Origin of the sequence: Streptacidiphilus jiangxiensis (assembly GCF_900109465.1) — a bacterium.
Taxonomy (GTDB): domain Bacteria; phylum Actinomycetota; class Actinomycetes; order Streptomycetales; family Streptomycetaceae; genus Streptacidiphilus; species Streptacidiphilus jiangxiensis.
In genome coordinates, this window is the sequence record NZ_FOAZ01000013.1 from 91,246 (window position 1) to 105,591 (window position 14,346).

Genomic DNA, 14,346 nt, shown 5'->3' on the forward strand with positions numbered 1-14,346 from the left:
GCAGGCGCCGACAACGGCCCCACCGCCCGCGCAACAAGTGACCGCGACGGCCGGCACAGCCCCGGAGCGCGGGGGCGGGGACGGCCCGCGCGGCCGGCGCGCGGCCATCAGCCACCGCCCACACGCTCGGGCCCACCTCCCGGAGGCGACCGTCCGCCGTCCCGTCCCGCCGCTGCGCGGCAGGCGCCCGGCCGGTACGGTCGGCCGACCGGTAGAGTTGATCGGGTTGCCCTTCGCCAGCCCCCGCCCGGCCGCCAGGCCCGATCCCAGAAGAGACCCAGCAGTCGATGAACGCAGGACCCGACGTGACCGTCACCGCCGAGGCCCATCCCGGGATCGACCCCGAGCGCATGCGCCTGGTGCTCGACGCCCTCGCCGAGCTGAGCGAACTGCCGCTGGACCACCCACAGGCGATCGAGCTGCGCAAGGCCACCTCGGGCGTGTACCGCGAGGTCAAGCAGCGCCGCCGCCAGGACCGTCGCGCCGCCAAGACCGCCAACGACAAGGCCGTCACCGAGCGCACCGCGACCGGCGCCGCGACCCGCATCGACGACGAGACGCAGGGCCTGCAGCTCACCAGCGGCACCACCGGCGCGTTCGCCGGGATACTCGAGCGCCCGCGCTCCTGCTACATCTGCAAGCAGCGCTACGTCGAGGTCGACGCCTTCTACCACCAGCTCTGCCCCACCTGCGCGACCGAGAACCGGGCCCGCCGCGACGCCCGCACCGACCTGACCGGTCGCCGCGCCCTGCTCACCGGCGGACGCGCCAAGATCGGGATGTACATCGCGCTGCGGCTGCTGCGCGACGGCGCGCACACCACCATCACCACCCGCTTCCCGAACGACGCGATCCGCCGCTTCAAGGCGATGCCGGACAGCCACGAGTGGCTGCACCGCCTGCACATCGTCGGGATCGACCTGCGCGACCCGTCCCAGGTCATCGCGCTGGCCGAGGAGGTCGCCGCGGCCGGGCCGCTGGACGTGCTGATCAACAACGCCGCCCAGACCGTGCGTCGCTCCGCGAACGCCTACAAGGAGCTGATCGACGCCGAGGACGCGCCGCTGCCCGCCGGCGAGCTGCCCTCCGCGACGACGCTGGGCCGCTTCGACATGAGCCGCCAGCCGATGCTGCCCGCGCAGGGCGGCCCGCGCCGCGAGAAGCTCAGCGCCGAGGCGCTGACCGCGCTCGCGCTGACCTCCGGCTCGGCCGCGCCCGCCCTGATCGAGGCGGGCACCGCGATCGACGCGGGCGGGCTCGTCCCGGACCTGGACGACTCCAACAGCTGGAGCCAGAAGGTGCAGGAGGTGGACCCGATCGAGCTGCTCGAGGTCCAGCTCTGCAACGTCACCGCGCCGTTCATCCTGGTCAGTCGCCTGCGCGCGGCGATGGCCGCCTCTCCGGCCCGTCGCAAGTACGTCGTCAACGTCTCCGCGATGGAGGGCCAGTTCGGCCGCGGCTACAAGGGCGCCGGCCACCCCCACACGAACATGGCCAAGGCCGCCCTCAACATGCTGACCCGCACCAGCGCCCAGGAGATGCTGGAGACGGACGGCATCCTGATGACGGCCGTGGACACCGGCTGGATCACCGACGAGCGCCCGCACCCGGACAAGATGCGCATGCACGACGTCGGCTTCCATGCCCCGCTGGACCTGGTCGACGGCGCCGCACGCGTCTACGACCCGGTGGTGCGTGGCGAGGCGGGCGAGGACCTGTTCGGCGTCTTCCTCAAGGACTACCGCCCGCACTCGTGGTGACGCACTTCTCGGTGACGCACCGTCAGGCGCTGGTCGGCACCGGTTCGTCGGCCCGTTCCTGGGCATCGGCCACGATCAGACGGCCCATCAGTTCGTAGCGTTCGGGGTGCCTGGCCCGCATGTAGAGGGCCAGGCCGATCCCGGCGAGGAACACCCCGCCGACGATCGGCGGGATGAAGCGGAAGAACAGCACCTTGGACGCGGCCCCCGCCGCCGTGTCCAGGTTGGCCACCAGCAGCCAGATCGCAGCCAGCATCCCGATCCCGCCGAGCAGCGGCGCGGTGAACGTGCGGAACCAGTGGCGGGATTCGGGGTGGTGGCGGCGGAAGTACGCGATCACCGAGAACGAGCAGAGCGTCTGCACGACCAGCAGCGCGAGCGTGCCCAGGATCGCCATCAGCGTGTAGAGGCTGACGTAGGGGTCCTGCTTGGCGGCCCAGAACGAGCCGATGATGACGAGCGCGATGCCCGTCTGGGTGAACGAGGCGACGTGCGGGGAGCCGTGGCGCGGGTGGGTGCGGCCGAGCGCGCGGTGCAGGAAGCCCTCGCGGCCGATCGCGTAGAGGTAGCGCGAGGCGCACTGGTGGAAGGCCATCCCGCAGGCGAAGGCACTCGTGCACATCAGCCAGGAGAACGCCGACACCGCCCAGTGGCCGAGGTAGGTCTGCGCGGGGACGAGGAAGAGGTCGAGCGGGCTGCTGCCGTTCGCGGTCCGCACCGCGTCGGCCGGGGTCGCGGCAACGAGCGTCATCCAGGTGACGAAGGTGTAGAGGACGCCGAGACCGACCACCGCCAGCAACGTCGCACGCGGGATGATCCGCTTGGGGTTGCGCGACTCCTCCCCGTACATGGCGGTCGACTCGAAGCCGATCCAGGACCAGAAGCAGAAGAAAAGCCCCACCCCGGCGTTGGCGCCCGCAAAGGCCTTGGCCGGGTTCAGCGTGCCGACGTGCAGGCCGGTGTGCCCGCCACCGTGCACGAGCACCGCGCCGCCCAGGAGCAGCAGCATCAGCACCTCGCCGACCAGGAACACCCCGAGAATGCGCGAGGCCATGTGCAGGTCGAAGTAGGCCAGCACGGCGGTGACGGCGAGCATCGAGAGCGCGAAGGCCTGCCAGGGCCAGTGCACCCCGAACTGCGAGGCGAACGCCTGCTGCGCGAAGTAGGCGAAGATTCCGACGATCGACGCCTCGAAGACGACGTAGGCGAGCACCGCCAGCAGTCCCGACGCCATTCCGACGACCCGGCCGAGGCCGTGCGAGACGTAACCGTAGAACGCGCCGGCGGTGGTGATGTGACGGGCCATCGCGACGTAGCCGACGGTGAACACCACCAGCACCACCGTCACGAACACGAACGCGGCGGGCGCGGCCGCACCGCTGCCCATGCCGATGATGACCGGCAGGTTGCCGGTCATCGCGGTGATCGGCGCGGCGGTGGCCAGGGCCATGAAGATGACCCCGACCAACCCCACGGAGTTCGCCCTGAGACGTTGCACGGGTGGTTCGGCTGACATGCCTGCTCCTCGCTCCTCGCGACCGGATGATCGGAAAGTGTCCGGGTCGGGAGAGCAGGGCGGCAGCGTCAGTCTGTTGCCAGGATCGTTGATCCCTTGACGCCGTGAGGGTTTGTCAGCCAGGCGGGGCGCTCAGCTCGCACGGTGGACGGACTCCTCGGAGGCGTCCTCGGCAGTGTCCTCGGGGGAATCCTCCGCGGTGTCGTCCCGGGCGTCGTCCGCCGGGTCCGTGGCGGAGACGTCGTCGGAAGCGAGGACCTCCACGGCGTCCTCCACGGCGTCCTCCACAACGTCGTCCACGATGTCCTCCGGCGCGGTGTCCTCCGGGGTGCGGGAGGGCGGGGGCGGGGTGTCGCCGCGGAGGCGGGAGAGGTGGCGTTCGACCGCGGAGAGGCGGCGGGTGTCCGGGAGGGCCTGGCGCAGGCGAACCAGGTCCGGGCCGAGGCGGCGGGCGTCCGCGTCGTCCTCGATCGCACGCCAGCAGGCCTCCGCGTTCGCGGCGGCCTGGCGGGTCTCGGGGTCGTCCGCGCCTCGGGTGTCCAGCAGGCTGAGGGCGACGTCGCGGTAGAGCAGGGTCGCCTCGCGCTGAAGTCCCGCCAGGCGGGTGACGTGGGCGCGGACCTGGCGCAGCTTCAGTACCGGCTCGCTGTCCGTGCCGTGCGACCTGACGGCGTTGCGCTCCAGCGTGATGGCCTCGTTGACGGCGCGCGCATGCTCGCCCGCGTCCGCGGCGGCGACGATGGCGCCGATGGCGCCCCGGTAGGGGGCGAGGTCGTCCTGCACGGGCACAGCGAACGTCACGGGCACCGCGGGCTCCTGCCGCACCGGCGGCAGACCGGACTGGGTGAGGTGGACCGTCGGCGGGTTCACGGGCAGCGGCGGCATGTCGAACGGCGGGACGTCGGCCGTGAGCGGCAGCTCGACCGTGACGGTCTCCGGGGAGCGCTGCGTCACGACCGGAACAGGCGCGGTCGCGGACGCCGTTGCGGGCGGGACGGGCGACGGCCCGGCCACGGACGGCAGTTCGGCCCCGACCAGGGTCGGGCCCAGGCGGCGGGAGGTGTTGCGGAAGACCTGCCAGCCCGGCGCGTGCGAGACCACGATCTGCGTCTCCGGTCGCAGCACGTGGTGCACCTGCTGTTGCAGCTGCTCCGGCGTCAACCGCTCCCCCGCGCCCGGGCGGCCGCCGTGCAACGCCTCGACCAGGGCACGGGTGAAGGTTCCCACCTGCGTCACGTCCGGGTTGACCGCCGCCCACAGCGGCAGCCCCGCACCGAGCGGGGAGGGTTGGACGCGCAGTTGCGGCAGGGCGTCCGCGTCGGCGCTCAGGTCGCCGATGACGAGGGTGCCGGACTGCATCGGGCGCAGCCGCAGCTCCTCCTCCAGGACCCGCCAGGGCAGCCGGTCGCGGTCGAGTTCGAGGGCGAGCGCGCCGGTGCCGCGGTCGCGAACCAGGTGACCGCCGACGTGGAGCAGCAGCGGGCCGGGGTGGCGGGCGGCCGCCCGCAGGTGGTCGCGGACGGTGTCCGCGTCGACGGCGGCGGGCAGCAGCACGCTGTCGACTCCGTCGGTCGCCAGCAACACCTGCGGGGCTATCGCGGACAGGATGCGGGTGAGCGCCGGCGCGGGCCGGCCCTCGCGCGGCGGAAACCTGCGCGCGGCGCGACCGCTGCCCCCGTCGATGACGAGAACACGCCCGCGCAGCCCGTCTCCTCCGCTCATGTGCACCCCGCTGTCTCCGCTCGCGCCGGACGGCCTCGGTGCCCGTCCGATCGTCCGCTCACCCTACCGGCGCGACAGCGGATCGACCGCCGGGGACCGCAGCTCGTCGATCAACGCGGCCGACTCGGGCTCCAGGGCGACCCCGGTCCGAGCCGCCTTGGTCTCCAACCGGGCGACGGTGCGCTGCAGTTGCGGGCCCTCGCCTGCATCCGCGTGGAGCAGCACCAGGTCGCGCAGCAGCAGCTCGGCGTCCGGCTCCGCGATCAGGCCGCGGTGGGCTGCGGCCTCGGCGCCCCGGTGGTCGCCCACCCGCAGACGACGCAGGGTCAGTTCGTGGGCGACGTCGACGACCGCGGCGGTCATCCGGGCGCGCAGCGCCTCCGCCCACGGGTAGGCGACCTCCGCGAACGGCGCTCCCCGCACCAGCGCGAGGGCGCGCGCGAGGGCGGTGTCGCCCGCCCGGCCGTCGTCGCCGACGCCCCGGGCGCGCAGTGCCTGGAAGTCGTCCCAGTCGCAGCCGAGGTTGACGGGCCGTCCGTCCGGCCCGTCTCCGAGCCAGGCGCGCAGCCTGCCGATCGCGTCGGCGGAGGTGTAGGCGCCCTGCGCCGGCCCCAGCGCGCGCCTGGCGGCGACCTCGACGAGCGCCCCCCGCCACTCCGCCTCGACCGGCCCGGCGGCGCCGCTCAGCTCCACCGGCCCGAGCACGCACAGCTTCGCCTCCCCGGCGACGACCCCGGTCGGCGGCGCGGCGAGCAACGCGAGGATCCACGCCTCGGGGTCGGCCGGGGAGACCGGCGGTGCCACGGGAGCTCCGTACGCGGGACCGACCCCCCGCACGGGTGGCTGATCCGCGTAGGCCGCGCGCGGTGCGGCCGGGGCCGGCTGGCTCACTCCCGGTGAGGTGGGGCCGGTCCCGACGGGAACGGGCAGGAATCCGCCCTGACCCGGCAGCGCGGGCACGGGTCCCCCACCGATCGGCGCCCCCGGGACCGGGAAGCGGCCGACGAGCGGGGCGGGAGCACCCGGCGCCGTGATGCCGGGCGCGCCGGAAAGGGGGTAGTCGTCCGCGTGGCCCGCTCCCCGGGTTCCGAGCGCCGACGGGACGTCACCGGCACCGCCCGAGGCCGGGTGCGGCCCGCCTGCCGCCGGGAAGCGGCCACCGGTCAGGGCCGTGGGGTCGGGCGCGAGCGAGAGGTGTGCTGCGGAGCTCGGGGCGGGGGCGGCAGCGCGCGGGTCGTTCTGCAGCGCGCCGGGGGCCTGGCTCAGCGGCGCCCCCGGCGCCGGGAAGCGCCCGGAGACGACCGTGTTCGGGCTCGGCGTCGACCCGGCGTGGGTCTCACGGGCCAGGCCTGCGGCGCGCAGGCCCTGTTGGGTGGCGGCGGGGCCGGTCGGGGCCGGGAGGCGGCCGAACAGCGGGTCGTCGGCCGACGGCGCCGGCTGGAGGACGGGCGTGCCCGGCGCGGGGAAGCGGCCGCCGGGGGACGTCTCACGCGGGGACGGGACGACCGGCGGAGCGCCGGCGCCGTAGCCCGTTCCCACCGGGAACCGGGAGGAGAGGTCCAGCGGGTCGCCGACCGGGCCGGTGACGGGCCAGGACGGCGGTGGCGCGGTCTCGGTGACGGCGGGTGACACCAGGTCCGCGCCGAGGAGGCGGAGCCACTGGTGGTAGGTGTCGTCGTCCAGCCGCTGGAGCTGGATGTCCATCTCCAACCCGGGAACGACGCCGTGGCCCGCCGCGGGGAGGGTCCACCGGGCGACGGGGCCGGTGCCCTGCGGGGGCGCGGCCGTGATGACGGCGACGCTGCCGCGCGGGCGGGCGTCCAGCAGGCGGCCGAGGGCCTCGGGGACGTCACCCGTCGGGTAGCTCGCGCACAGGACGACCTCGGGGGCCCACTCGTCGCCGCCCAGCCCCCGGCTGCGCGCCTCGCGCGGCGTCGCCGCGCCCGCCTGGACCAGGGCGGAGCGGACCGCCGCGTCCCGTCGCTGCAGGGCCGCGACGGCGTGCTCCAGGTCCGGGTGGACGACGAGCCGGTCGTCGGCCACCGCGGCGAGCTCCTGGGCGACGCCGACGACGTGCACGCCGACGCGGTCGGCCAGCGGCGTGAAGGTGAGCTCCAGCGCGAGGGTCCGCATCACGCGGGCGATGTCGTGGGGCTCACCGGAGATGTGGAGCAGGCGGATCGCCTCGAGGTCGACCAGGACGGTCGCGCCGTCGACGGTCTCACCGAGGCTGACCAGGGCCGGGTAGGGCGAGGGGACGACCGCTGCCGCCTCCGGTCCGAGCAGGCCGGGCGCATCGGGGGTGCACCACCAGACCGTGGAGGCGTGCGCGGCCCGGAACGGGGCGACCGGCGGCGCGGGCGCGACCAGGTGCAGCTCCACGGTGTGGGCGGAGGTCACCCGCACGACGTTGATCGGCGGCAGGCGGCGTCCCTCGCGGGCCACGTTGCGGGCCATGCTGCGCAGGGCGCGACCGAGCAGGTCGAGGTCGCGGGCGGACTGCTGCTCGGTGGGCCCGAGGGGGCGCCCGAGCGGCGGCGTGGTCGTCACGGACGGCGGAACGGACGCCTGCCCGGACGCCGGGCCCTGCAGCGTCGGCACGTACGGGCCGGGCGCCGGCGGTGCGGGCGGGGTGGGGACCGGGGGCAGCGGGACGGCCGCCGGTTCGAGCGTCGGCCTCCCCGGCACGGGCGGCACCGGCGGCTTCGGCGGCCGGCCGGAGGCCCGGTGCTGCGGTGTCGGACGGGGTGGCACGGTCCGTCGCCGGGAGCGGCGCAGCGCGACGGCGCCGACCAGCACCGCGCCCAGCACGCTGGTCCCGGCCGCGACGGCGAACTGCCCGGCCGACTGGTGCCCGCCGTGGGCCGCCGCGGCCCCCGCCGAGTCGGGCACGGGCGTCGGGGTGGCGGTCGGGGTCGGTGTGGGCGTGGAGTGCGAGCCGCCGTGGGTGAAAGCGCCGCCGTTCGGCGTCGGAACGGGGCTCGGCGAGCTGCCCGCGCCGGACGTTCCCGAGCCGCCGGACGCGCCGGAGCCGGTCCCGCCCGGGGCGGAGACGGGTTGGGACGAGCCGCCGTCGGTGTCGGGGGCCGCGGTGGGGATGGTCAGCCGCATGCCGGGCTCGATGAGGTTCGGGTCGGTGAGCCGGGTTCCGTCGGGGGCGGTGGCGCCGCGGTTCGCGGCGAAGAGCTGCGGCCAGGCCTCGGCGCTGCCCAACTCCCGCTGGGCGATCGCGGACAGCGTGTCGCCGGGACGGACCGTCACCTGCCGGTCGTGGTGGGGTGCTGAGGCCGTCGGTGCGGTGGCGGGCGTCGACGTGGGCTCCCCGTGCGCGGCAGGGGCCGCGTGCGCCGCATGCGCCGTGTGAGGGGCATGCGCCGTGTGAGGGACGCCTGGAGTGTGAGGGACATGCGCCGCGCGCGCGTCGTGCGCGACCTGGGCGTCGCGCGGCAGCAGCAGGTGCCAACCGGGCTGCAGCGGGCGTTCCGCGTCGAAGACGCGGTGCTGGGCGTCCATCACGCGGCCCACGTTGAGCGCGGCGATCTCGCGCCACCGCTCCCCCGAGCCGAGCGTCCGCTCGGCGATGCTCCACAGGCTCTCGGCGGGCCGCGTGGCCCGGACGACGTACTGCGGATACTGCTGCGCGTGCGGCGCGGCGTGGCTCGGCGCCGTCACCTCGGGCGCGGTCTCGACTCCGCCGCCGAGCGTGAGGTCCGGCGCGAGCGGCGCGCTGACGGCCAGTCGGGGCGCGGGGGCGCCGGTCGCAGCGAGGGCGCCGCCTGCCATGGGCAGCAGCGTGAGGATCGCACCGACCAGTCCCCCCGCGAGCCGCTGGCTCCAGCCGAACGCCGGCAGCCGCCGCGCCACGCGTCCCCGCAGCTGCGCGGGGATCTCGACGAGCACGGAGACCGCGAACATCAGCCAGGCGATCCAGCCGACGGCGACCAGCGCCCACAGGAACAGGTTGCCGTTGTCCGGTCTGGTCAGCAGCTGCGTCAACGAGCCCTGCGCGGGCCGCGCATGGAGCACGATCGCCCAGGTTCCGTAGCCGAGCACGGCCGGAAGGCCGACGAGCAGGGCGAGCAGCGTGACGAACGCGCCGAAAGCCCGCAGGAAGGTGCGCACCATCTTCTCCTCACCCCTCTGGGCCGTTGACACCGTAGACGAATCTGGCCTGGCCCGAGCCGGACACCGGCAGGTCCGAAACCCCGATCAAGCCGAGCAGTTGGGTCTTGTAGTCCGCCGAGACTCTCACCTTGCAGACATCTGGCGCGACCACGGTCACTTGCAAGGTCGTCATCTGCGCGCTGCTCACGTAGTCGTGTGCCGCCTGCTTCGCATACCCCGGGTCCAGCCGGTAGACACCGTGCAGCACGGCGGCCTGGTCGATCTGCTCGCAGGCAGCGCGGGCGGCTTCCCGGGCCACGGCGTCGGCCTGCTCCTCCTCGTGGACCTTGCCGCCGCCGTCGAAGGCGAGCCCCGCCAGCGCGAAGAAGATGACGACGCAGCCCACGACGAAGAACGACACCGCGCCCGAGTCGTCCGCGTCCCCGTTGCTCCCAGGCATGGTCAGGGCCCCCGGTAGGTGTCGACGACGGACGTGAAGGTACTGCTGACGGTCCTGGTCAGCGAAAAGATCCCGAAACTGATCCGAACCCGGCACCGGCCGACCGCGGTCACCGAGTCGTAGCCGGGCGGCTTCACCAGCCCCCTGCCGGGTCGTCCCACCTTCACGGACCCTGTGCACTGCGACAGCCCCTCCTCGTTGAAGACCACGTCCGCCGCCGTCTCCCCTTTGCTCTGCGGCGCGTCGGAGGGCCGAGTGATCGATGCCGTCCGGGCGGCCGCCTGGGTCGCGGCGTCCATGGTGCCGTGGGCGTTCTGCAGGGTTCCGACCGCGATGACGAACGTGAAGAAGAGCAGGACGACCGGAGCCACGGCCGCCGTCTCCAAGGACAGCGACCCCGTCTCCTCCCCTCTCCAGCGCTCGAGGCCCATCAACCCGCCCCCACGAATCGTTCCACCGGCACCGTGACGGTCGCCGACGCGGTGCCGTGGAACATGGAGCCGAGCACGGAATTGACCGGCACCCCGACGGTCACGGTGACGAACGTGCCGTCGTCCGTCACCGAGACCACCGGATTCCCCGCCAGCAGGCCGTTACGCGCGGCGAAGGCGTGCGCGACCCGCTCCGGAGTCCGGCCGGGGAACTGCGTGTCGGCGGCGACTGCGGCTCCCTCCCGTGCGGCGCCGAGTGCGACTTGACGGTCGAACCAGAAACTCGCCGCCTGCACCACGAGCATCACCAGCAGCAGCAGGACGCCGAAGAGGCCGACCAGCTCCAGGGAGAAGGAACCGCGGTCCCGGGCGATCAGTGGACCTTGTTCGCCTTGGCCGTGATCGCCTTGGTCAGAATCCCGACCAGGACGAGCACCAGCCCCAGCAGCAGCAGGGCGATCGCCACCAGTTCGAAGCTGAGCGCGCCCAGATCCCGCGTGCTGTGCACCTGGCGTGCCCGGGCCTTGGCCCGGTCCACGTGTACCTCCACCCACGTTCGCAGCATGAGCACCGGCAGCAGTTCGTCCGGCACACGACGTCCACGGAACATCTGTCTCTTCTCCTTCGCTCATCACATCATCCGGGAAACTGCCGGGAACCCGACCAGGATGGTGAAGACCATCACCAGCCCGGTTCCGGGCAGCACCATGCGCTCGCTCACCGCGTTGGCCTTGGCCAACTCGTCGGAGAGCAACTCCGCGCGCAGGTTCGCAGCTCTCGCGCGGAGGGTCTTGTAGACGGCGGCGCCGTCGGTGCCGGCCAGTCGCATCGTGTCGGCAAGGTCCTGCAGTGGCGTCAGCCCCAGTTCTGTGGCGAGGTCGGCCAACCCATCCCAGGGGGGACGACGTTCGAGCAGGGCCCGGTCGAGGGCCGCGGCGATGCGGAGCAGCACCGGACCGTTCCCGACCCGCGCGGCGCTGATCAGGGCCTCCGCCGGCCCTCGGTCACCGGCCCGCTCCAGCGCGACCAACTCCAGGTAGGAGGCGATGGCGTGCAGGTGGTCGACACGGGCCTCCGCGGCCTGGGCTCGCAACAGCAGATCGGGCAGGAACCACATCAGCGCGCCAAGGGCCAGCGAGCAGACCGCGGGGACCAGGACCGGCAGGGATACACCCGCCAGCGAGGCCACGAAGCCGACATAAGGAAAGGCGACCAGCCCGATCAGGGCACTGAGCAGCTTCTGCGCCAGGTGGCGCTCGGGCGTGCGGCCGACGAGAGCCAGCTCGCGCTGAGGGATCGTCACCCCGGGCAGTCGGCGCAGCCGTGCCCCGAGCGCCTCGTAGAAGCCCGTGGGCGCCACACCGGCCGCCGCCTCGCCCGGCAGCACCGGATCCGGGTGCAACCGGTCCAGCGCCGAACCCAACTGCGGAGGTGCAGGCCGCAGTTCGGCGACGAACAGAGCGAGGCCGAGACCGGCCAGGCCGCCGGTCAGCACCAGCCAGGTGATCAAGACTCCTCCTCCTGCACCGACACCGGACCGGCCACGCGCGATCGCCCGTCGGCCTCCAGAAAGCGTGGTACGGGCCGATGGGTGGCCATCGACGCCATCCACGCGATGATCACGACAAGCAGCAGCGCGTCCACGGCCAGCACGATCTGGCCCGCCGTCGTCGCATAGGGGGCCGCATAGGACGGGTCGAGGGCGATGACGCCGGAGACGGCGACGAGCACCAGCACCAACCACCGGATGGTCGAACGGTGCTTGGCGCGGTCCGCCTCGATGACCCGCCGCTGGCGGACCTCCTCGCGAACGGAGTCGGCCATGTCCGTCAGGGCGCGGGCCAGTCCGGGACCGCGGTCGTTGATCCGCAAGAGCAGGGTGGCCAGCACCTTGTCGGCGGTGGCGTCACCGAGGCGGTCGCCGAACTGCCGCAACGCCTCCTCGGGGTTCATCCGCGACTGGATCCGCCCGACGAGGTCGGCGACGTCGGCCTCGATCGCGGCCGGTGCCGTGCGCAGGCTCCCCGCCAGGGCCTGTTCGACGCCCATGCCGAGCAGCAGCACGTCGGACAGGCGCTGGGTCCACTCGGCCAGGGCCTCCAGCCGGTCGATGCCCTGGTGCTGCTGCATGGTGGCCCGCAGGAACCAGGGGAGCCCGAAGACGAGCAGCGGCACGATCAGCAGCGCCACCACGTATCCACTGATCAGCCAGCCGAGCGCCGCGCCGACGAGCGCCACCACGATCTGCGTCCGACGCCGTTCGCGCTCACCGGACGCGAGCCTCAGAACCCGCCGCGGCGAGGCCACCTGGTCCGAGCCGCGCCCGTAGGCGATCAGGGCGACGACGCCGCCGAGCAGGACGGCGCCGCAGCCGACCCAGAGAAGCAGACCGACGCTCACGCGACCCCTCCCACGCCCTGTTCTTCCGCCCCGCCGTTGACCCGCAGGCTGAGCGGGGCCGCCCAGGTGCCGTAGGGGTTGCGCAGCAGCGCCGCGTCGAAGCCCGCGCGGAGCAGGTCGTCCAGGCAGGCGGGCGGGGTCTGCGGCACCGCGCGCGGCTCCGCCCACACCGGGCGGCCCTGGGCGTCGGTGCCGCCCTTGCGCGGCCCGAAGACGGTGTTCAGCGCGGGTCGTCCCTGCTCGCCGAGGCCGGCGACCTCCAGGATGTGCGAGACGAAGCGGTGGCGGCGTCCGCCGATGCCGGTCTCGTCGATCATGGTGACGTGCACGACGAAGTCGAGCGCGTTGGCGGTGAGCCGGTAGGCGAGCTGGTCGGTCATCTGCGCGCCGTACTCCAGGCAGAGTTCGGCGATGCGGTCGACGACCATGTGCGGGGTGCGGGCGTGGAGCGTGCACATCGAGCCGCCCTCGCCGTTGGTCATGACCCGCAGCATCGGCACCACCTCGCCGGAGCGGACCTCGCCGACGATGATCCGGCTCAGCGTCATCCGCAGCGCCGCCGGAATCAGTTCGCCGATGGTGAGCTCCCCGGCCGCACGCCCGTCGACGCGCTCGCCGTTGCCCTCGCGCGCCTCCATCGGCACGACCTGGCGCAGGTGCCCGAGCGTGTGCAGCCACAGCTCGAACTCCGACTCCAGTGTGCCGACCCGCTCGTCCGGCGGGATCTCCCCCGCCATCGCGCGCAGCAGACTGGTCTTGCCGACGCCCTGGGTACCGGTGATCATCACGTTCTTGCGGGCCCGGATGGCCGCGGCCAGGAACGAGGCCATGGTCGAGTCGACGGTGCCGAGTTGGACGAGGTCGCCGAGGGTGGCGTTCTGCACCCGGTGGCGCCGGATCGCCACATACGGGCGCGGCGTGACGCTGGTCATCGCCTGCAGGCGCATGCCGCCCTCCAGGCGCAGCGCCAGCATCGGGCTGGCGGTGGAGAGGCTGCGCTCGCCGCCGCCGTGACGCCGGGCCAGGTCCTGCAGCAGCTCCACCAACTCCTCGTCGCTGTCGGCGACCGGCGGCACCTGGCGCAGCGGCTGGTTGGCCTTCGAGATCCAGACGTCGTCGCAGCCGTTGACCAGGATGTTCTCGATGTCCGGGTCGTCCAGGTAGGGCTGCAGCCGTCCGGCCCGGAAGAGCAGGTCGAAGACGACCTCCGCCAGCGCCCGGTCCTGCTCCCGGGTCGGGGCGACGCCGTGCGCGACGGCGTGCGTGTCCGACCAGCGGGCGACGGCGTCCTCGATCAGCGCCCGGCCGCGCTGCCGCTGCCCCGCCGCGTCGGCCGTGCTCACCCCCGGCGTGCTGCTCATCTGCTCGTAGAGCTCGGCGGCGACCTGACGCTTCAGCTCGCGCGCCACCTTCACGTCGACGACGAGGGCGGCGGCCATCCGGTCCATGGGTTCAACGGACACGCGCCACCTCCCCCGTGCCACCGTCGCCGCGGTCACGTTCCTGTTCCGCCGGCCGGAACTCCTCCGGCGCGGGCGGGCGCGGCGCGTGGTCGGCGAGGGGTGGCATGGCCACCATGTGCGGGGGGTTGAACGGGTTCGGCGCCTCGTCGACCGCGTCGGCGCGTGCCTCCAGGTGCACGGCCTGCAGCCGTGCCGCCTGGCCCGGCGTCACCGGCCCGATCGGCGACGCGACCGGCCCGGCCTGCGCCACGGCCTCCGCCCCGAGCTCGGCGGCGGCGGCCAGGTCCAGCACCTCGCGCACCGACCGGGGATAGGCCCCGGGCCCGCCGTGGGCAGCGGGCCCGGGCCGTACTCCCCCATGCCCCAGCCCGTCCGCAGCCGCCGCGGGCTGCGCGGGCGCGACACGCAACGGCTGCGCCGAGGCAGCCGGGTGCGGCGCTGTGACCGGGTCGTGGTGAGGCCACGCGGGGCCCACGCCAGGCTGCCCGAC

12 protein-coding genes are annotated in these 14,346 nt (G+C 74.0%); 1 reads left to right on the top strand and 11 read right to left on the bottom strand.

From position 1 onward, the window contains the following. The first annotated feature begins 287 nt into the window (after positions 1 to 287). Positions 288 to 1,760 (top strand): SDR family oxidoreductase, encoded by a 1,473-nt coding sequence (locus BMY61_RS24130; RefSeq protein WP_169791837.1) that lies wholly within the window; start codon positions 288 to 290, stop codon positions 1,758 to 1,760. A 22-nt stretch (positions 1,761 to 1,782) separates the two neighbouring features. Here the strand turns inward: BMY61_RS24130 and BMY61_RS24135 are convergent, their stop codons facing one another. The 11 genes from BMY61_RS24135 to BMY61_RS24185 form a co-directional block, all read right to left on the bottom strand. Next, positions 1,783 to 3,276 carry an APC family permease gene (locus BMY61_RS24135; RefSeq protein ID WP_042444149.1) on the bottom strand — a complete coding sequence of 498 codons (1,494 nt, stop codon included), beginning with the start codon at positions 3,274 to 3,276 and terminating at the stop codon, positions 1,783 to 1,785. 132 nt (positions 3,277 to 3,408) lie between these two features. Continuing rightward, positions 3,409 to 4,998 carry a hypothetical protein gene (locus BMY61_RS48450; RefSeq protein ID WP_042444151.1) on the bottom strand — a complete coding sequence of 530 codons (1,590 nt, stop codon included), beginning with the start codon at positions 4,996 to 4,998 and terminating at the stop codon, positions 3,409 to 3,411. A gap of 63 nt (positions 4,999 to 5,061) precedes the next feature. Next, on the bottom strand, positions 5,062 to 9,123 hold the full coding sequence (locus BMY61_RS24145; RefSeq protein WP_042444153.1) for a LysM peptidoglycan-binding domain-containing protein: 4,062 nt from the start codon (positions 9,121 to 9,123) through the stop codon (positions 5,062 to 5,064). A gap of 7 nt (positions 9,124 to 9,130) precedes the next feature. After that, a complete protein-coding gene (locus BMY61_RS24150; protein ID WP_143094492.1) occupies positions 9,131 to 9,523 on the bottom strand; it encodes a pilus assembly protein TadG-related protein in 393 nt (130 codons plus the stop codon). A 41-nt stretch (positions 9,524 to 9,564) separates the two neighbouring features. Further along, positions 9,565 to 9,993 carry a TadE/TadG family type IV pilus assembly protein gene (locus BMY61_RS24155; RefSeq protein WP_052438451.1) on the bottom strand — a complete coding sequence of 143 codons (429 nt, stop codon included), beginning with the start codon at positions 9,991 to 9,993 and terminating at the stop codon, positions 9,565 to 9,567. Further along, entirely contained in the window at positions 9,993 to 10,370 is a 378-nt protein-coding gene (locus BMY61_RS47865; RefSeq protein WP_269083956.1) for a TadE/TadG family type IV pilus assembly protein, read from the bottom strand. The genes BMY61_RS24155 and BMY61_RS47865 overlap by 1 nt, the downstream gene beginning before the upstream one ends. Continuing rightward, entirely contained in the window at positions 10,367 to 10,603 is a 237-nt protein-coding gene (locus BMY61_RS47870; RefSeq protein WP_075004038.1) for a hypothetical protein, read from the bottom strand. The genes BMY61_RS47865 and BMY61_RS47870 overlap by 4 nt, the downstream gene beginning before the upstream one ends. Before the next feature lie 21 nt (positions 10,604 to 10,624). Beyond that, the gene (locus BMY61_RS24170) at positions 10,625 to 11,503 is read right to left on the bottom strand and encodes a type II secretion system F family protein (RefSeq protein WP_042444164.1); all 879 of its coding nucleotides are present in this window, start codon (positions 11,501 to 11,503) and stop codon (positions 10,625 to 10,627) included. Continuing rightward, positions 11,500 to 12,393 carry a type II secretion system F family protein gene (locus tag BMY61_RS24175; RefSeq protein ID WP_042444165.1) on the bottom strand — a complete coding sequence of 298 codons (894 nt, stop codon included), beginning with the start codon at positions 12,391 to 12,393 and terminating at the stop codon, positions 11,500 to 11,502. Before BMY61_RS24175 ends, BMY61_RS24170 begins: the two co-directional genes overlap by 4 nt. Further along, positions 12,390 to 13,856: a TadA family conjugal transfer-associated ATPase gene (locus BMY61_RS24180; protein WP_236655910.1), complete on the bottom strand. Its 1,467-nt coding sequence runs from the start codon at positions 13,854 to 13,856 to the stop codon at positions 12,390 to 12,392. The genes BMY61_RS24175 and BMY61_RS24180 overlap by 4 nt, the downstream gene beginning before the upstream one ends. Further along, positions 13,846 to 14,157 (bottom strand): hypothetical protein, encoded by a 312-nt coding sequence (locus BMY61_RS24185; RefSeq protein ID WP_083555205.1) that lies wholly within the window; start codon positions 14,155 to 14,157, stop codon positions 13,846 to 13,848. The genes BMY61_RS24180 and BMY61_RS24185 overlap by 11 nt, the downstream gene beginning before the upstream one ends. Positions 14,158 to 14,346: the final 189 nt, after the last annotated feature.